Here is a 17,740-nt window from a genome sequence, read left to right on the forward strand (position 1 = left end):
TCAGGCCAGCCCGGCCGCGCGGGCAGCCGCCTCGACGTCGGCGTCGATGACGACGGTGGGCATGGCGACCGACTCCAATGCGGTCTGGGTGTCCTTCAACCCGTGGCCGGTCACGGTGACGACCACGGTGGTGCCGGCATAGGACTCGCCGCCGGCCAGCTCCGCGAGCAGTCCTGCGACGCCGGCGGCCGAGGCGGGCTCGACGAACACCCCGTCGCGGCGGGCCAGCTCGGCCTGCGCGGCCAGGATCTGCGCGTCGGAGACGGCGGCAAACCGACCGCCCGACTCTTCCGCAGCCGCCTCGGCGAGCTTCCACGAAGCGGGGTTGCCGATCCGGATCGCGGTCGCCTTCGTCTCGGGGTCGGGGAAGGGCTCACCGGTCACGAGAGGCGCCGCGCCCTCGGCCTGGAATCCCCGCATCACGGGCTTCTTCGAGGCCAGCCCGAGGGCGTGGTACTGCTCGTAGCCCAGCCAGTACGCCGAGATGTTGCCGGCGTTGCCGACCGGCAGCAGGTGGAAGTCCGGGGCATCGCCGAGGAAGTCCACGATCTCGAAGGCCGCGGTCTTCTGGCCCTGCAACCGCACCGGGTTCACCGAGTTCACCAGCGCGACGGGGTAGTCCCACGAGAGCGCCTTGGCCATCGTCAGGCAATGGTCGAAGTTGCCCCGCACCATCAGGATCTGAGCGCCGTGCATGATCGCCTGCGCCATCTTCCCGGCCGCGATCTTGCCCTCGGGGATGAGCACCAGCGGCTTGAGGCCGGCCTTGGCGGCGTACGCCGCCATCGACGCCGACGTGTTGCCCGTCGACGCGCAGACCACCGCGGCAGCGCCGTCATGTTTGGCGACCGAGATCGCCGTGGTCATGCCGCGATCCTTGAACGACCCGGTCGGGTTGACGCCCTCGATTTTGAGCCAGACCGCCGCCCCGGTCAGCCCGGAGAGCCACTCCGAGCGCACCAACGGGGTGCCACCCTCACGCAGGGTGACAGGCTCAAGCGACTCCGGCAACAGGTCGATGAGCGGGCGATACTCCTCGATGACCCCGCGCCACTGCGGCCGATGCGCCAACCCGCGCGGGTTGTGCGGCGGGGCGGACCCAGCCTGGATCTCATCCGTGCTCATCGGACTCCCCTTCGACCCGCATCACCGAGGAGACGGCGCGCACGATGTCCATCCCGCGCAGGGCCTCGACGGTCGCGTCCAGCTGCGCGTCGGTGGCCTGGTGCGAGACCACCACCAGCTGCGCGTCCTCGCCACGACCCTCCTGCCGCACGGTCTTGATCGAGACCCCGTGCTCGGCGAACGCCGTAGCCACCGCGGCCAGCACACCGGCACGGTCGTCGACGTCGATCGCCACGGCATAGCGGGTGAGCGTCTCGCCCATGGGCAGCACCTCGCGGTCGGCGTACGACGACTCGCCCGCGCCGCGAGTGCCGGCGAGGCGGTGTCGGGCGACGGTGACCAGGTCGCCGAGGACCGCGGACGCGGTAGGTGAGCCGCCGGCGCCGGGGCCGTAGAACATCAGCTGGCCGGCCGCCTCGGACTCGACGAAGACTGCGTTGTAGGCCTCCCGCACCGACGCCAGCGGGTGCGACCTCGGGATCATCGCCGGGTGCACCCGCACGGACACGGCGCCGTCGTTGAGCTCGGCGATGGCCAGCAGCTTGACCACCGAGCCCATCTCCCGAGCCGAGGCGACGTCGGCGGCGGTCACGTCGGAGATCCCCTCGCGATAGACGTCCGCTGCGGTGACCCGCGTGTGGAAGGCCAGCGAGGCGAGGATCGCCGCCTTGGCCGCGGCGTCGAACCCCTCGACGTCGGCGGTCGGGTCGGCCTCGGCGTAGCCGAGCTCCTGGGCCTCCTCGAGCGCCTCGGTGAAACCGGCCCCGGAGGTGTCCATCTTGTCGAGGATGAAGTTGGTGGTCCCGTTGACGATGCCGAGGACGCGGGTCACCCGGTCACCGGCCAGCGACTCGCGCAGCGGGCGCAGGATAGGGATTGCGCCGGCGACGGCCGCCTCGTAGTAAAGGTCGCGGCCCTCCCCGCCGGCGGCCTTGTCCGCGGCGGCGTACAGCGTCGCCCCGTCCTCCGCCAGCAGCGCCTTGTTGGCGGTGACGACCGAGGCGCCGTGCTTGAGGGCGGCCAGGATCAACGACCGGGCTGGCTCGATCCCCCCGATCACCTCGATCACCAGGTCGACGTCGTCCCGGGTGGCCAGGCCCATCGCGTCGGTCGTGAGCAGCCCCGCGGGCACCTCGACCTCGCGTGGTGCGTCGATGCGGCGGACGGCGACGCCGACAAGCTCGAGCGGCGCTCCGATCCGCGCGCCGAGGTCGTCGGCCTGCTCCTCGAGCAGCCGGACGACCTGGGAGCCCACCGAGCCGCAGCCGAGAACGGCCACCTTCAGTGGCTTCTCACCGTCACTCATTCGACACCCACGTCCGTCGCCAAGAGGTCGTCCACAGTCTCCCGCCGTACGACGACGCGCGAGGCGCCGTCCCGCACCGCGATCACGGGCGGTCGCAGGGCGTGGTTGTAGTTGGAGGCCATCGAGCGACAGTAGGCGCCCGTGCCCGGCACCGCGAGCAGGTCGCCCGCCTCCAGGTCGGCCGGCAAGAACTCGTCCTTGACCACGATGTCGCCGGCCTCGCAGTGCTTGCCGACCACTCGAGCGAGCATCGGCGGTGCGGCCGAGCGCCGTGAGGCGAGGGTGCACGAGTAGTCCGCGCCGTACAACGCGGTGCGGATGTTGTCGCTCATCCCGCCGTCGACCGAGACATAGGTGCGCCGCGCACCGCCGTCCAGCGCGACCTGCTTGACGGTGCCGACCGTGTAGACCGTGCACATGGCCGGGCCGACGATCGCTCGGCCGGGCTCGATGGAGAGCCGGGGTTCGGGGATGCCGAGAGCCGCGCACTCGTGCTCGACGATCTTGCCCATCTCGGTGACTAGTTGGCTCGGGTCGGACGGGTCGTCGACGGTCGTGTAGGCGATGCCGAAGCCGCCACCGAGATCCATCTCGGGTGGCGTGACACCGAGCTCGTCAGAGATCCGAGCATGGAGCGCCAGCACCCGACGCGCGGCGACCTCGAACCCGCTGGAGTCGAAGATCTGGCTGCCGATGTGCGAGTGCAGCCCGAGCAGCTCCAGGCCCGGCGCCGCGAGGACGCGCCGCGCCGCTTCGAACGCGTCGCCTCCGGTGATCGAGAAGCCGAACTTCTGGTCCTCGTGGGCGGTGGCGATGTACTCGTGAGTGTGCGCCTCCACTCCGGGAGTCACCCGCACCATCACCTGCACAGCGCGGCCGGCCGAGTCGTCCGCCAGGCCGATGTCCGCGGCGACCATGGCGAGCCGCTCGATCTCGGCGAAGGAGTCCACGATGATCCGGCCGACGCCGAGGTCGACGGCTCGACGCAGCTCGGTCACGGTCTTGTTGTTGCCGTGATAGCCGATCCGGGCAGGGTCGAAGCCGGCCCGGAGCGCGACGGTCAGCTCACCGTCGGAGGCGACGTCGAGCGAAAGACCCTCCTCGGCGACCCACCGCGCGACCGCCGTACACAAGAAGGCCTTGGCGGCGTAGAACACCGTCCAGCCCGCGAAGGCGTCCCGGAAGGCGCGGGCGCGAGCGCGGAAGTCCTCCTCGTCGAGGAGGAAGGCGGGGGTGTTGACGTTGGCGACCACGTCGGCGACCGCGAGACCACCGACCCGCAGCTGTCCGTGCTCGTCCTTGTGAGCCGTGGTCGACCACAGCGAGGGCACCAACGCGTTGACGTCGGTCGGCTCGCGCAGCCAGACGGGCCCCTTGAGGGCACCCTCGGCGTGCGCCCATCCAGCTTCGTGCGTGGTCACTCGTGATCAGCTCCGGTCGGTCCGATGTCACATCCGCTCGGGGGCGGTCACCCCGAGCAGGCCGAGACCGTTGGCGAAGACCTGACGTGTCGCCGCGACGAGCATCAGTCGCGCACGATGCAGGTCGCCGGGCTCCTCGTCGCCTTGCGGCAACACCCGGCAGGAATCGTAGAACCGGTGGAACGCCCCGGCTGTGTTCTCCAGGTAGCGGGCCACCCGGTGCGGCTCTCGCAGCTGGGCGGCGGCGGCCACGATCCGGGGATACTCCGCGAGGGCGCGCAGCAGCTCGCCCTCCTTCTCGTGCACCAGCAGCTCGGCCCGGAAATCGGTCGAGCCCGCGTCGGTGGAGCCCCCGTCGATCGAGATCCCCAGGTCCGCGGCGTTGCGCAGGATCGAGGCGGTCCGGGCGGCGACGTACTGCACGTAGTAGACCGGGTTGTCGTTGCCGGCCTTGGCCCACAGGTCCAGGTCGATGTCGATGTTGGAGTCCGCGCTGTAGCGGGTCAGCGCGTAGCGGGCTGCGTCGACCCCGATCGCGCCGACCAGGTCGTCGATGGTCACCACGGTGCCGGCCCGCTTGGACATCCGCATCGGCTGGCCGTCCTTGAGCAGGTTGACCATCTGGCCGATCATGATCTCGAGGTTGACGTGTGGGGTGTCGCCGTACGCCGCGCACATCGCCATCATCCGGCCGATATAGCCGTGATGGTCCGCCCCGAGCATGATGAAGCAGCGGTCGAAGCCCCGCTCCCGCTTGTCGAGGTAGTAGGCGAGGTCGCCGGAGAAGTAGGCACCGGCGCCGTCGGACTTGATGATGACCCGGTCCTTGTCGTCACCGAACTGCTCGCTGGCGAGCCAGATCGCGCCGTCCTTCTCGTAGGTGACGCCGAGCGAGCCGAGCCGTTCGACGGCCTTCGCGACCGCGCCTGAGGCATGCAGGTCGTCCTCGTGGAAGTAGACGTCGAAGTCGACCCCGAAGTCGTGCAGCGACTTCTTGATCTCGTCGAACATCATCTCCACGCCGAGTTCGCGGAAGACCTCCTGCGCCTCGTCGTCGGGCAGGCTCGCCGCGTCCGGCCGCTCGGCGAGGACGGCGGTCGCGATGTCGGCGATGTACTCGCCGCCGTACCCGTCGTCCGGCACCGCCTGACCGCGCGCACTGGCCAGCAGGGACCGGGAGAACCGGTCGATCTGGGCGCCGTGGTCGTTGAAGTAGTACTCCCGGGTGACCTCCGCGCCGGCGGCCTCGAAGACCTTGCCGAGCGAGTCACCGACCGCGGCCCAACGCACGCCGCCGAGGTGCAGCGGGCCGGTCGGGTTGGCGGAGACGAACTCGAGGTTGATCCTCTCCCCCGCGAACTCCTGGTTGGTGCCGTACGACGACCCGGCGGCGACGATCTCACCGGCGACCTGGCCCTGGGCTCCGGCGGCGACGGTGATGTTGAGGAAGCCGGGGCCGGCGATGTCGACCGCAGCCACCCCGTCGCTCGCCCGCAGGCCCGCGGCGATCAGCTCGGCCAGCTCCCGCGGGTTGGTCCCGGCCTTCTTGGCCAGCTGCAGCGCCACGTTGGTGGCGTAGTCCCCGTGCTCCTTGTTGCGCGGCCGCTCCACGTTGATCCGCGCCGGCAGCCCGTCCGCGAGCGTCAGATCCCCGCGTCGCACCAGCGCGTCGAGGACGTCGCTGATGGACTGGCTGAGCTGCTCGGGGGTCACCGGCCAAGCCTAGCCGCGGCCCCTTCCGCACTTCGAACCGGTTTCGACTCGCGGATCGCCTGCGACGCCAGGCTCCCGCGTCAACCGATTGGTCGCGCTCCGCCCGGCCCGGGTAAGGTCGTCATCGCACCGCTCGTCGGTGTGCAGGCCCCCGTAGCTCAGGGGATAGAGCACCGCCCTCCGGAGGCGGGAGCGTAGGTTCGAATCCTACCGGGGGTACGCGCAGAAAGGGGCCTGACCACCGAGAGCCTCGGGTTCCCGTCGAGTTGAGGGCTGCTATCCCCTCGACTCGGTATCGTTGAGCCATGTCCCGCCTCGACCGCATCACCTCCGACCCGGAGATCTGCCATGGACAGCCCGTCGTGCGTGGCCTGCGCTATCCCGTGTCGATGTTGCTGGAGTTGCTCTCGTCGGGCATGACCCACGAGGAGATTCTCGATGACTACGAGGACCTGGAGCGTGACGACCTCCTCGCCGCGCTTGAGTTCGGCGCACTGACCGTCAGCGGCCAGCGCCTCCCACTCGGCGTGGCGTGAAGTTCCTCGTCGACGCACAGCTCCCCCGCCGCCTCACCCGCGCACTCGCCAAGGCGGGACACGACGCGGTCCACACTCTCAACCTCCCCGATCGCAACCGGGCCAAGGACGGCAGGATCAACCAGGTTGCCGACGCCGAGGAGCGTGTCGTCGTCAGCAAGGACACCGACTTCCGCGACAGCCATCTGCTCCGGGGCACGCCCCATCAGTTGCTCGAAGTGACAACCGGCAACATACGCAACGCCGAACTGCTCACACTCCTCGACACCCACCTGCCGGCCATCGAGGCTGCGTTCGAGCACGCCGACCGCGTCGAGTTCGCGAACCAGCTCGTCATCCATGCCCGCCGCGACACCTAGCCTCGCCGTCGCCATCGGAGCCGACCTCAAGGCCGTCCAGCAGATGTTCGGCGACGTGAGCTCGACGACGGTCCGCCGGCTGAGGAGGGCTAGGTCAGTCGCCTTCTGGCTCGTCGTGGTAGGCGAACTGCCCGAGCGCGGAGTTGTCGGTGAATCCGAGATAGTCGACGCCGAGACTCTCGCAGGCGCCCGTGCTCGTCGTACAGAGCCATGTCTGCAACATCGAGTCGGCCATCTGGCCGACGACCGCCAACCGGTCATCAGCGGTCCAGGAGAGTGCCGCCGGAAAGAAGACGTTGTGGTTGCGCAACGGCAGGTCGAGCGGGACCGGTTTCATGGTGCGCACATCAAGGAGCTTGGCCAAGCCGTAGCCCTCCAGCACGACTTGGGTGGCGTCGCTGTTGAACTGTCCGAAGCCGAAGCTGCCGATCTTGGTCACTATGCCCGTAGGTCCGACCACCCGCGATGGCCCGTCGAAGGACAGCAGCACTCGACTCTCGGTCTCCTGGTCGAAATCGGTGATCGTGATGCGATCGTCGGACCGGGCATCGGTGAACTCAACCAGGTCCCCGGTCTTGGGGTTCCATCTGTAGTTCCTGGACCAGTAAGCGTCCTGGGAGTCCTGCACGGCCTCCACGACGACGGTGGGATCGTTCACGGCCATGACCCACAGGTAGTTGCCCGGTAGCTTCGCTCCGTCGAGCTCACCTGCGACCTTGTCCGCCGCGGTGTCGTAGGCAACGATCTTCGCGCTCTTGCGGTTCTCGGCGTTCTTTCCGGCCCCTTGGACCCAGGCAACGAGGTGGCCGGTGACATCCGCGAGGGCGATCTTGGGCAAGCCCGATCCGATCTGTTGCCAGTCGCCCTCGGCCGTGAGGTCCCACACCTCAGACTCCCCGCCGGGTGGAGTGAGTTGGAAGATGGCGGCATCCGCGGTCGCGCCCGCGGTGGACAGTTCCAGCCGAGGAGTGTCCTCGCCGGGCTTGAGGGTGACCGCCTTCGTCCAATCCGGGTTGGTCGTGGAAAGTGACACCGCGTGTTCCCGATAGCTGAGCCGCAGGGTTCTCCCGTTGTCCTCGCGGGCACCGTAGGGCAAGCCGGTGGGGGCCCACGGACTATCCGGAGCCTCCTCGACCTCGACGGCGAGCGGATTGGCCGAGGTTGACGTGTCACATCCGCTCAGTGTCAGGGCAGCGAGGCCGACCAACGCCCCGCCGGCGTAGCGCCGCGTCGCAGCCCGCACAGCCGCCGCCTCGATGAACCCCTCCCCGGAGTGTGCCCTACCTCACCCAGGTGCCGATGGAATCTGACCATCCAAGTGGTGGTGATGACCGCGGCTACCCAACGATTCCGCACCAGATCGACAGAGCACCCACGGATGGGGACTCACCTCGATACCGTGACCAGCCAGCGAGAGGGAGCGACGAACCCACCCACGCCGTCGTGCGCGGCAGCTGCGGTGAAGGAGGTGACGTGCCGAAGTTCCCAGCCCGAACCGGCGTGGTTGTGGTCGCCGTTGTCCTGATCCTGGTTGCCGTTGTGATCATCTGGCGGCACGCCTCTCGTGACGACATCGATGGTTGGCGCGGTGACGGCCCTGTACGCATGCCGTTCACGCACGGCTATGTCGTGCGCTATGACGTGGGTGACGTCTTCACAGACGGGATGGAGCGGATCCTGCTCAGCGGGGATCAACCAGGAGTTCTGCGTCGGGTCGAGATGACGGGACCCGATGCGGATCACTTCCGGGTAGTCGGCATCCTCCTAGCGGGGCCACACCGAAAGGTTGGCTCCTACCAGGTCGTCAGCGGCTTTCCGCCCGACGTCAAAGGCCTCGGAACACTGGTGTCTGCTGAGGGCGCGGATCTCGCGACCGGCAAGGTCGGCAGTCTGCTGCTGATCGGGCTCGAAGTCGTCAAGCCTGGCCTGGCAATCCGCACGGGCGTCCGCCTCTACTACACCGTGGGTGACGAGAAGTACACGCTCGAGTACCAGGCCGCGATCGCCAACTGTCCTCGCGAGATGACGATCGGACGCTGCCAGCGTGCCTACCGGGCCCAACAACACGCATAGGCGGGCGAATTGCTCCGAGCGGGATGTGCTGAGGTAAACCGTCGGGCCCGGCTGTCACAAGGAGTGGGTGATCTCGTGGGCGACGTGGGCATTAGCGCGGTCGACCTGATGATCATCGGAAATGTCAGGTCCGGGCTCCCCTTCGCATGTTCGCCGATCGGGCCGGAGCGCCGGTTGTCCGCAGATGGCGCCGGCTGATCCAGATGGCCTCACCTCGATCGGTACACGTCTGCGCGATGGTCGATCCGGATGACGAGGACTTCGTGGAGCTGTTCGTTGATCCGGTAGAGCACCCGGTAGGTGCCCCGGCGGGCTGCATGGATGCCGCCCAGGTCGCCGCGCAGCGGCTTGCCGACGCGTTGGGGATTTTCGATCAGCGCACCGGTGAGGAACTCGATGACCGCGGCCGCCACCGCTTCTGGCAGTCCGGACTGCAGCACCCGGACCGCCGGCGGCGCGAGCACCAATTCGTAGGGCTCACGCACATTCACGAGCGCAGAGCGCGCACCGAGTCAACGCCGCGGATCACGTCACCGGCCCGATAGGCCCTATCTGCTTCGCGGATGTCTGCCAAAGCCTCGGGATCGCTGAGCACGGAGAGGGTCTCTTCAAGCTCGGCGAGATCATCCGGGCTGATGATGACCGCGGCGGCCCTGCCGTTGCGCGTGACCGTGACCCGCTCATGCTCACGCTCAACCCGATCGATCACATCACTGAAGTGGTTGCGCACGTCGCGTAGCGGTTCGATGGTCATGTACACAATTGTGGCGCGGCCAGTCCGAGAGGGCAAGCAGACTCGCAGCTTGGCGGACAGACGCCAGGGACGCTCCGGTCGGCAGCCGACTCGCCGCGCTCAGGTTGGGTTCCGTTCCGCGTGCCTAGCCCGTCCGGCTGTCGGTGTGGATGTGGCCGTCTCGGATGGTGATGGTGCGGTCGCAGCGGGCGGCGAAGTCGGGGTCGTGGGTGGCGATGACCAGGGTGGTGCCGTGGGTGTCGCGGAGTCCGAGGAGGAGATCGATGATCTGGGCCGCGGTGATGGAGTCGAGGTTGCCGGTGGGTTCGTCGGCCAGGACTAGGCGGGGCTGGTTGATGAGTGCCTGGGCGATCGCGACCCGCTGCTGTTGACCGCCGGACAGTCGGGTGGCCAGGGTGTGGTCGCGGTCGGGGAGCCCCACATCGGCGAGCAGCTGCCGCGCCCGCTCGCGGGCCTGGGTGCTGGGTTTGCCGAGCGGGATCAACGGGACGGTGACGTTGTCGATCACGGTTAGGGTCGGCAGCAGGTTGAACTGTTGGAACACGAACCCGATCCCACGCCGGTAGGCCGCCAGCTGTTTGCGGTTCAGCTTCGTCAGGTCGTGGTCGCCAGCAGAGCCGCCGGTCACGGTGATGGTGCCCGCATCAGGCTTGTCGGGCGCACCGAGCAGGTGCAGCAGCGTCGATTTGCCCGACCCCGATGCACCGGTGAGCGCGACGATCGAGCCCGCCTCGATCTCCAGCGACACGTCATCGACCGCGGTGATCACGGTGTCGAGGGTGGCGAACTGCTTGGTCACGCCCTGGACTCGGACCAGCACCCCGGCGGCATCCTCCTCTTTTCCTCGGGGTGTGGTGTCCATTAGTAGTCCTCGCTGAGCACGGTGACGGTGTCGAGTCTGGTGATCGACAGCGCCGGTGCCAGGGCTGCGGCGGGTGCGATGAGGATGCCGGCGGCCCAGCACCAGCCCGCAGCAGCAGCGATGTCGTGGAGGGGGAGCCCGAGGCCGTAGCCCAGCCCCAGTACGCCGAGGCCGGCGCCGAGGGTGGCGGCGATCAGGCCGATGAAGGCGGCCTCGATGAGCAGCAGCCGGGTCAGAGTGCCCTCGCCCCAGCCCAAGGCCCGCAGGGTGGCCAGCTCTCCGGCTCGTTCGCGCAGGTTGAGGAAGGTGACGTTGGCGACCCCGATCCCGGCCAGCAGGCAGATTCCGGCGACGGCGGCGATGTCGGCGCCGCGGACCTGGATGGTGACCGCGTCGCCGAGCAGGGTGCCGACCACCGCGCCCTGGAAGACCGCCTGGATCCCGGTGACCAACACCAGGGCAGCCACCGCCACCGTCAGCGCGACGCCGGCGAGGATCGCGCGTTGCGGCACTCGGCGCAGGTTGACCCAGGCCAGCCCGGTCACCGTGCGTGGCTCGAACGCGCGGTTCGGCAACCGGGCCGTGCGGCGGGCAGCCTCCATCGGCGCCGCCCGGGCCGCGGCCCACGCCGGCGAGCAGGACGACCGCGACCGCGACCGGGATCGCTATCAGGGCACGGCCCAGCCCGACCGGGATGTCGAAGACCGTCCCGGTCACGAGCGCGAGCACCGCCCCCACGCTGCCGGCCGCCACCGCGGTCAGACCCAGTTCCAGGGCGACCAGTCTGAACAGATTGCCCGGTGCCCAGCCCAGACAGGCCAGCACCCCGAGTTCGACCCGGCGGGCCTGGACCGACGCGGTCGCGGCGTTGGCGACAAACAGCCCGCAGGTGACCGAACCAGCAAGAACAGGGCCAGCGACTTCTTGTCGACCGCCTTCAAGATCACCAGCGCGGTGCCCTTCTTCACCCAGTTCTCATGCAGCAACAACTCCGGGCGGCCGTACCTCCCGGCCGCCAGCTCGATCTTCTGCGGGGACGGGGAGGACCCGATCGTCACATCGACCTGCAACCCGGTGCGGTCCCGGATCCGCTGCGCCACCAGCCGCACCCGCGCCCGGGAGACCTCATCGACCCCGGTGACCCCGGCCACCCGCACCCGCACCCGCACCGACGACAACGGCGCCTCCTGAGCCACCGGCGCAATAGGCGTGCCTCCGACAACGACGAGAACCCCGGCAACTTGGTCGGGTCGAACCGGCCGACGACGTGCATCGACGGGGACCAGTTGTTGCGGGGGTTCTTCAGCGACCACTGATAGCCCGCCATCGTGCGGAACCCGGTGTCGTCCCCGCCGGCAGGCACGGTCGGACCGTACGGCTCGGTCGAGGGCCGGTTCCCCCAGGTGCCCAGCTTGTTGCGCACCACCGCCGGCACCCGCACCGCCCCGTCAGGGCCCGCACGGGTCTGGAATCGCGCCTGTCCGACGGTGAACAGTTGGGTGAAGTGGGTCGCATAGCGGCTGGAAGCCGGCGAGCGGGGCCCCACCTGAGGTCCTTTGAGGAATCTCTCGAAGGCCACGCTCTGGTTGGCCTGGCCGCGCAGCATCAAGGTCCCTGGTGCGGTAGCGGCGCCGGTCAGGCCGTGCCCGTTGCCGAACGCCTCGGCGTACTCGGCCGGGAGCCTGTCCACCCGGTAGGAGGCCCTCACCTTCGTCGAGGACTCGGTCGGGACCAGCACCGGCACCTGTTGTGAGTCGTGGCGGGTCTTGACCGGCGCGTTGGTCAAGTAGTCACCCTGCGGTCCGACCTCGAAGTACCGCCCGAACACCAAGCGCGGCGCGACCAGCTCGTGGGCCGTCACATACTGATACCGCGGAGCCGACCGAACCACTGTCGCACCGTTGTCGAGGTGCCACGTTGAGCGGATCCGAAACAGCGTCCGATCACCAGTCAACGCGAACCGATGCTTCTCCAGCACCGGAACCTGCACCTTGGGCACCACATACCCAATCACTGCAACCGGAGCAGCGACCTCGACATCAGGAATCCGGCGGATCTGGTGCAGTTGCTTCATCGAGATCCCACCCTGGATCCCCGACAAGAACTGCGCCTGCACCAGGCCATCCGACGCCTCAGCCTGCGAGACCGACCCCGTCGGCCGCACCAACACGTCGTACGCCGACCGCGCGTTGGCGTTGACCGTGCCCCGCACCGCCAACGTCTCAGCCCTCGTCTGCGCAGTCAACACACTGAACCCCGCCGAGGCGACCACCAGACCCACCAGCATCGCCACCGTCCGGGATCGGCGGCGCCACAACTGTGTCCACGCCAACCCCAGCAGCGGATACATCCATGCACCTCCCCCGGCGCACCGACGCTAAACCTCCCATCGCTCTCTGCGCCACCGACGAGGCTCCGCGGCGACCGTGGATACATTAGAAACGATTGCGGATATAGGTGCTATCGTTGCCGTGGAGGTGCGACGTGACCACGATCGAGATCGACGTTCCCGCCAAGCTTGCCGACAACGCGGAGGACTTGCGCGGCGCGATCAGCGAGTTGCTCGAGTACACCTCCCGCAACCCGGCTGGACTCAGCGCGGTTGCCGGGCTTCTCGAGACCCTGACGGTCCGCGAGGGCGTCCTCCGTCACATCACAGACACCGTCGCCAATCAGCCTGTCCCCATCGGCCCCGGCACGGCTGGACAGATCGCCCTCGTCGACCAGAGGTGGCGCTGCATCGAGTCTCGCTACGGCGTGCTCGATGCCGGCCAATATGCCCAGCTCGTCGGGGCCTCCCCCACCTCCAGATCGGTGGCCAGCAAGGCCAAGGCGAAGGGGCTGGTCGGCTATCGACGGGGGCGACGACTCCTCTACCCGGGATTCCAGTTCGATGAGCGCGGTCTGCGCGCGGGCTGGAACGAGATCGTCGCTCCACTGCGTGACACAGGCTGGGATGACGAGGACATCATCTTGTGGTTGGCGGCGCCCAACGGACGCCTCGGGGGGCGCAGCCCCGTCGAGGCACTCGACCAGGGCCACCGGGAGCTCGTGCTCGGTCTGGTCGAGAACGAGACCGCGGGAGTCTGGTGACCGACCGCAGGGTTCCAGATCCGCCTGACCCGTTCGATCCGCTGTGGGAGCCGCTGCCGACGGGCACCCGCATCTTTCGAGTCCATGAGCCTCGATTGCCGGACGGGACAGTCGACGACGGCAGACGGTTCAACCCGGGATTCGGCTCTGCACTGCGCTGGTCGTTCTTCGGAGACCCTCCGATGCCGGTCCACTACTCCGCGGCAACACCGGAGGCGGCCGTCCATGAGTCGGTCCTGCACGACGCCGTACCGCACGCGCACCTGCCAAGAAGCCGCTGGATCCAGAAGGTGCTGACTCCGCTCGCCGGCAAGCGCACCCTGAACTTGGCGCAACTGCACTCCGACGGCTTGCGCCGGTTCGACCTCCACCCGCGCGATCTCACCGACACCGACTCCGATCAATACCTCTTCACCGTCGAGTGGGCGCACGCCGCCCACGCGGCAGGTGCGGACGGTGTGGTCTGGATGTCGCGAAAGCTCAACAGCGTTCGCGCCTACTGCCTCTTCGCGGACCGTGTCGCCGCAGCCGACCTCACACCACTTCCAGATGATCCCGACTCACGCATCTTCGCCACTCCAGCAGACAGCGAGTGGCTCTACGACATCGCTCTCCGCATGAGGGTCACCGTTCGTCCGACCGCGTAGCTTCCCGAGAGACTCTGGCCGCCGTACTCGGGGCCCAGGCACCTAATCGGCGGCTCTCATCGCTGTCGCCAGCCCATGCGGGAGAACACAATCGACGGGATACCGTGCGAGTGCACGCCCAGCGGCTAGGGACGTTCGCAGGAGCGAGGGGATCCCATGACAAGGGCACCGCAGGTCCGGGTGCGGCGAGCGTATGACCCGCCGAAGGAAGCAGACGGCCAGCGGGTGCTGGTCGACCACCTCTGGCCGCGCGGGCTGAGCAAGGACCGAGCCCACTTCGACGAGTGGTGCAAACAGGTCGCACCCTCGACCGAGCTGCTCAACACGTCCGACTGACCGGGTCCGCGCAGAAGGAGGGAACCCGTTTGCCGAAGGTCGGCGTCTGACAAGGTGACCAGGACCGCCCGACCCGGGAGTTCGCATGCGCGACGTCGCTGACTTCGCCTCCTATATGCGTGCCCGGTGGGTCTCGATGGTGCGGTCGTTGGTGGTCCTGGGATGCGCGGTCGACGAGGCAGAGGACGTTGCCCAGACAGCGCTGGTGCGTTGCTACGCCTCTTGGGACCGCGTCGAGCGCGCGAATGACCGAGACGCATATGTGTACCGGATACTCCTGAACACCTGGGCCAGCAGCCGACGTCGACGCTGGTGGGGCGAACGGCCAACAGCAGAGCCGTTCGACCATCCGGCACCGGACCACGCTGCGGAAGCTCGATCTCCGGATGACGCTGACCCGCGCTCTGCAGCAGCTCAGCGCCGAACATCGCGAAGTGCTCGTGTTGCGGTTCGTGGCAGACCTGTCGGAGGCCCAGGTCGCGGCCGTGCTCGGCGTCCCAGCCGGAACCGTCAAGAGCAGGGTTGCCAGGGCGATCGCTCGGATCGACACCGAAGCGCTGAGGAGGGCGATCTCGTGAGCAAAGCAGACGTGGTGCGGGCCATCCGCGCGGCCTCGGCCGACGTCAGGGTCGGCCCACCGCCGGTCGACACGGTTGTGCGGCAGGGGCAACAGCGAGTACGCCGGCGCCGAACCACCACGATCGGCGGGACAGTGGCACTAGTGGGCGCGCTCCTCATGACCGGGTCGATCGTCATCCGGCAGGATTCGTCGATCGCGCCCGTGGGACCGGTTGAACGCGACAACCCACTGCCCCTTCCGTGGTGGGGCGACGACACTCTGCACCTCACTCACATCGAGCTGCCGGTGTCCCAACCCACCGAGGTGGTCGCCCTGTACGACGGAGCGGCGTACGGCACTGAGGCCGGACAGGTGGTCGTGGTCAACGCCGAAGGTGATCGCACCACAGTGGGAAGCAAGGTGCCAGGTGCGCCGATGGCGGCGGGAGATGCGGAGCGCTGGCTGGCCTGGGTCGACCCAGGTGACCAGGCCCCGGAGCTGGTCGTCTATGACCTCGCCCAGGAAGCCGAGGTTGGCCGTTTGGCGCTGCCCTACCGCGGGCCACGATGGGGCCGGCTCGATGACGGCAGCTATCCCATCTCCATCGACCACGGTCGCGTCTACTACGCCACGCAGAACGGGGACTGGTCGTGGACACCCGACACACCCGACCCGCAGCGTGAGACATCAGTCAACACCGACATGGTCGATCGGCGGGCAGGAGTAGAGATCACGCGCACCTGGTCGCCAGGTCAGGGGTGGTCGCACCGGCTCAGAGTCACCCCCGCGACAAACGATGTCTTCTCCGACTACCGGGGAGAAGACGCCCGCCTCTCACCCGGCGGCACCTACGTCGCGGTGTCGACTGGCGACCGCACCAAACTGTTCAGGGTCGGATCCGGGAGCTCGCTCGACCTCGACCTCTCCCGCACATCCGAGCGGTCCATCCTCGGCGTCGCCTTCGCCGATGACAAGACCGTCGTCCTCGTGTCCGGTGGGCGGCCAGCGCCGAGTCCATCGCCACCGGTCTCTGGATTCATCCCTAACACCACGACGATGTTCGACACCTGGGACGTCACCACCTGCGACCTCGACACCGGGGCCTGCCGCACACATCAAGACTTCACCACCGAGACGGCCCCGATGCTGGCGGGAGACTGAGCCTGTCGCACGGCTACTGGTGTGTACGACACATATACCGACCGTGCGCACCAACTAAGCTCGGCACGGAGCCTGACCGAAATGTCGCGGCGGCGTACCACTGTCAGTGCCGCGCTCATGACCGACGACAGCGGCACGACGAGCAGCGCGAAGTAAGACCACGAGAGTCCCCAGGGCCCGGGCGCGTCGAATGCCATGAATAGATCTTCGCCTGCGTCGCCGCATCGTCTCGGACGACCGCAGTCGGCGCCGGCGCACCTGGCCCTCCACTTTCAATCTATAGCCGAGCGGGGGGCTTGTGGCAAGACCCCCTCGGCGGTGGAGAATCGCCGGCCGAAGAGACTCCGCGGCCGAGCCGTTCTTCGCGGCCACCCACGCGCAGCCGATGGGCCTGGTCAGCCGCCGGAGATACCGCTGGACCGACGGCCGGATCACCGACTACTGGGACGAGGCCTTCACCGCCGACGGCCTGGCAAACCGCGCTGCGCTCGACGACCAGTCGGCCTTCATCGCGAGCCTCGGCGACAGCCGCTCACCTCGGATGCGAGACGTGCTCGGCACCATCCAGGCCGACCAGGACGCGATCATCCGAGCGGGGTCGCCCGGCGCGCTGGTCGTCGACGGCGGGCCGGGCACCGGCAAGACGGTGGTGGCGCTGCACCGGGCGGCGTACCTGCTGTACGCCGATCCGCGGCTCGGCCACCATCGCGGAGGCGTCCTCTTCGTCGGGCCGCGCCAGCCCAATCTGGCCTACGTCCCCGACGTGCTGCCCAGTCTCGGCGAGGAGGGCGTGCAGACCTGCACCCTGCGGACCTGGTCCCCGAAGGCAGTACAGCCGAGCCGGAGGCCGACCCCGAGGTGGCGAGGCTGAAGGCCACGGCCGACATGGTGGGCGCCATCGAGCCGGCCGTCAGGCTCTACGAGGAGGCACCCACCGAGGGGATGGTGGTGGAGACGTCGTACGCCGACCTGTGGCTCAGCCCGGCCGACTGGGCCGAGGCGTTCGAGGCCACCGAGCCGGACATGCCGCACAACGAGGCGCGTGAGGACATCTGGCAGGCGCTGCTCACCATCCTGGTCGACGAGTCGGCGCTGCCGACCCAAGACCCAGACCTGCTCGTGGGGCCGTTCGCCCACGTCGTCGTCGACGAAGCCCAAGAGCTGACCGACGCCGAGTGGCAGATCCTGCTGCGGCGCAGCCCGGCCCGCAGCCTCACCATCGTCGGGGACCGTGCCCAGGCACGGCACGGCTTCACCGAATCGTGGGAGGAGCGGCTCCGACGAATCGGGCTGGACCGGATCGAGCTGGCCACGCTCAGCATCAACTACCGCACACCGGAGGAGGTGATGGTCGAGGCCGAGCCGGTCATCCGGGCGGAGCGGCCCGACGCCAACGTGCCGACCTCGATCCGCAGCACGGGTGTCCCGGTCCGGCATGGCGAGCGCTCGCAGCTTCACGCGATCCTCGACTCCTGGCTCACCGAGCACGGCGACGGGATCGCCTGCGTGATCAGTGTCGTCGACGTCGAGGACGACGCACTGCCCGCGAACCCACAGGTCCGCTGGCTCACGCCAGAACTGGCCAAGGGGCTCGAGTTCGACCTGGTCGTCCTCGTCGATCCGGCAGACTTCGGCGAGGGCATCGAGGGCGCGGTGGACCGCTATGTCGCGATGACCCGCGCGACCCAGCAACTGGTCGTGCTGACCAGCAGCTGAGTCCACCCGCCGCTGGACCGAGACCGGGAGGCCACCGATGGAACCAGACCCCGGCCTCGCGCGTGTCAGAGGTGTGAGG

The 17,740-nt window shown here is 68.5% G+C and carries 20 protein-coding genes, 1 tRNA gene and 1 pseudogene; 12 read left to right on the forward strand and 10 right to left on the reverse strand.

Annotated features, from left to right (window positions below; genetic code table 11):
- Genes thrC through argS form a run of 4 tightly spaced genes read right to left on the reverse strand, consistent with a single transcriptional unit; the run spans position 1 to position 5,565 of the window.
- Positions 1 to 1,125, reverse strand: coding sequence for a threonine synthase (gene thrC / locus QM714_RS07565; RefSeq protein ID WP_415099111.1), 1,125 nt, complete (start codon positions 1,123 to 1,125; stop codon positions 1 to 3).
- Entirely contained in the window at positions 1,112 to 2,431 is a 1,320-nt protein-coding gene (locus tag QM714_RS07570) for a homoserine dehydrogenase (RefSeq protein WP_415099113.1), read from the reverse strand. The genes thrC and QM714_RS07570 overlap by 14 nt, the downstream gene beginning before the upstream one ends.
- Entirely contained in the window at positions 2,428 to 3,852 is a 1,425-nt protein-coding gene (lysA, locus tag QM714_RS07575) for a diaminopimelate decarboxylase (protein WP_415099115.1), read from the reverse strand. Before lysA ends, QM714_RS07570 begins: the two co-directional genes overlap by 4 nt.
- Positions 3,853 to 3,879: 27 nt before the next feature.
- On the reverse strand, positions 3,880 to 5,565 hold the full coding sequence (gene argS / locus QM714_RS07580; RefSeq protein WP_415099117.1) for an arginine--tRNA ligase: 1,686 nt from the start codon (positions 5,563 to 5,565) through the stop codon (positions 3,880 to 3,882).
- 147 nt (positions 5,566 to 5,712) lie between these two features.
- Here argS and QM714_RS07585 point away from each other — a divergent pair.
- The 3 genes from QM714_RS07585 to QM714_RS07595 all read left to right on the forward strand — a co-directional run bounded on the left by QM714_RS07585 (position 5,713) and on the right by QM714_RS07595 (position 6,460).
- Positions 5,713 to 5,784, forward strand: a tRNA-Arg gene (locus QM714_RS07585).
- An 86-nt stretch (positions 5,785 to 5,870) separates the two neighbouring features.
- A complete protein-coding gene (locus QM714_RS07590) occupies positions 5,871 to 6,101 on the forward strand; it encodes a DUF433 domain-containing protein (protein ID WP_415099119.1) in 231 nt (76 codons plus the stop codon).
- Positions 6,098 to 6,460 (forward strand): DUF5615 family PIN-like protein, encoded by a 363-nt coding sequence (locus QM714_RS07595; RefSeq protein ID WP_415099121.1) that lies wholly within the window; start codon positions 6,098 to 6,100, stop codon positions 6,458 to 6,460. The genes QM714_RS07590 and QM714_RS07595 overlap by 4 nt, the downstream gene beginning before the upstream one ends.
- A 94-nt stretch (positions 6,461 to 6,554) precedes the next feature.
- On the opposite strand, the gene QM714_RS07600 is transcribed toward QM714_RS07595, so the two are convergent.
- A complete protein-coding gene (locus QM714_RS07600) occupies positions 6,555 to 7,703 on the reverse strand; it encodes a hypothetical protein (protein WP_415099123.1) in 1,149 nt (382 codons plus the stop codon).
- Positions 7,704 to 7,933: 230 nt separating this feature from the next.
- On the opposite strand from QM714_RS07600, the gene QM714_RS07605 reads away from it, so the two are divergent.
- Positions 7,934 to 8,533 carry a hypothetical protein gene (locus tag QM714_RS07605; protein WP_415099125.1) on the forward strand — a complete coding sequence of 200 codons (600 nt, stop codon included), beginning with the start codon at positions 7,934 to 7,936 and terminating at the stop codon, positions 8,531 to 8,533.
- A gap of 209 nt (positions 8,534 to 8,742) precedes the next feature.
- Here the strand turns inward: QM714_RS07605 and QM714_RS07610 are convergent, their stop codons facing one another.
- From QM714_RS07610 to QM714_RS07630, 5 genes are all read right to left on the reverse strand, one after another.
- Positions 8,743 to 9,024, reverse strand: coding sequence for a type II toxin-antitoxin system RelE family toxin (locus QM714_RS07610; protein WP_415099127.1), 282 nt, complete (start codon positions 9,022 to 9,024; stop codon positions 8,743 to 8,745).
- On the reverse strand, positions 9,021 to 9,287 hold the full coding sequence (locus QM714_RS07615) for a type II toxin-antitoxin system Phd/YefM family antitoxin (protein ID WP_415099129.1): 267 nt from the start codon (positions 9,285 to 9,287) through the stop codon (positions 9,021 to 9,023). Before QM714_RS07615 ends, QM714_RS07610 begins: the two co-directional genes overlap by 4 nt.
- A gap of 124 nt (positions 9,288 to 9,411) precedes the next feature.
- Entirely contained in the window at positions 9,412 to 10,149 is a 738-nt protein-coding gene (locus QM714_RS07620) for an ABC transporter ATP-binding protein (protein ID WP_415099131.1), read from the reverse strand.
- Positions 10,149 to 10,694: an FtsX-like permease family protein gene (locus tag QM714_RS07625; RefSeq protein WP_415099133.1), complete on the reverse strand. Its 546-nt coding sequence runs from the start codon at positions 10,692 to 10,694 to the stop codon at positions 10,149 to 10,151. The genes QM714_RS07620 and QM714_RS07625 overlap by 1 nt, the downstream gene beginning before the upstream one ends.
- A gap of 509 nt (positions 10,695 to 11,203) precedes the next feature.
- On the reverse strand, positions 11,204 to 12,499 hold the full coding sequence (locus QM714_RS07630) for a hypothetical protein (RefSeq protein WP_415099135.1): 1,296 nt from the start codon (positions 12,497 to 12,499) through the stop codon (positions 11,204 to 11,206).
- 134 nt (positions 12,500 to 12,633) lie between these two features.
- Here QM714_RS07630 and QM714_RS07635 point away from each other — a divergent pair, with 134 nt between their 5' ends.
- From QM714_RS07635 to QM714_RS07670, 8 genes and pseudogenes are all read left to right on the forward strand, one after another.
- Entirely contained in the window at positions 12,634 to 13,242 is a 609-nt protein-coding gene (locus QM714_RS07635) for an Rv2175c family DNA-binding protein (RefSeq protein ID WP_415099137.1), read from the forward strand.
- Positions 13,239 to 13,889, forward strand: coding sequence for an RES domain-containing protein (locus QM714_RS07640; protein ID WP_415099139.1), 651 nt, complete (start codon positions 13,239 to 13,241; stop codon positions 13,887 to 13,889). The genes QM714_RS07635 and QM714_RS07640 overlap by 4 nt, the downstream gene beginning before the upstream one ends.
- A gap of 156 nt (positions 13,890 to 14,045) precedes the next feature.
- On the forward strand, positions 14,046 to 14,225 hold the full coding sequence (locus tag QM714_RS07645; RefSeq protein WP_415099141.1) for a DUF488 domain-containing protein: 180 nt from the start codon (positions 14,046 to 14,048) through the stop codon (positions 14,223 to 14,225).
- Between the two features lie 136 nt (positions 14,226 to 14,361).
- A pseudogene (locus tag QM714_RS07650) lies at positions 14,362 to 14,481 on the forward strand (SigE family RNA polymerase sigma factor); the annotation flags it as partial.
- A 130-nt stretch (positions 14,482 to 14,611) separates the two neighbouring features.
- Entirely contained in the window at positions 14,612 to 14,803 is a 192-nt protein-coding gene (locus QM714_RS07655) for an RNA polymerase sigma factor (protein WP_415101017.1), read from the forward strand.
- A complete protein-coding gene (locus QM714_RS07660) occupies positions 14,800 to 15,945 on the forward strand; it encodes a hypothetical protein (RefSeq protein WP_415101094.1) in 1,146 nt (381 codons plus the stop codon). The genes QM714_RS07655 and QM714_RS07660 overlap by 4 nt, the downstream gene beginning before the upstream one ends.
- Positions 15,946 to 16,330: 385 nt before the next feature.
- A complete protein-coding gene (locus QM714_RS07665) occupies positions 16,331 to 16,816 on the forward strand; it encodes a hypothetical protein (protein WP_415099143.1) in 486 nt (161 codons plus the stop codon).
- Positions 16,804 to 17,661 carry a hypothetical protein gene (locus tag QM714_RS07670; RefSeq protein ID WP_415099145.1) on the forward strand — a complete coding sequence of 286 codons (858 nt, stop codon included), beginning with the start codon at positions 16,804 to 16,806 and terminating at the stop codon, positions 17,659 to 17,661. Before QM714_RS07665 ends, QM714_RS07670 begins: the two co-directional genes overlap by 13 nt.
- The last annotated feature ends 79 nt before the right edge of the window (positions 17,662 to 17,740 follow it).

Source organism: Nocardioides sp. (assembly GCF_047602075.1).
Lineage (GTDB): Bacteria > Actinomycetota > Actinomycetes > Propionibacteriales > Nocardioidaceae > Nocardioides.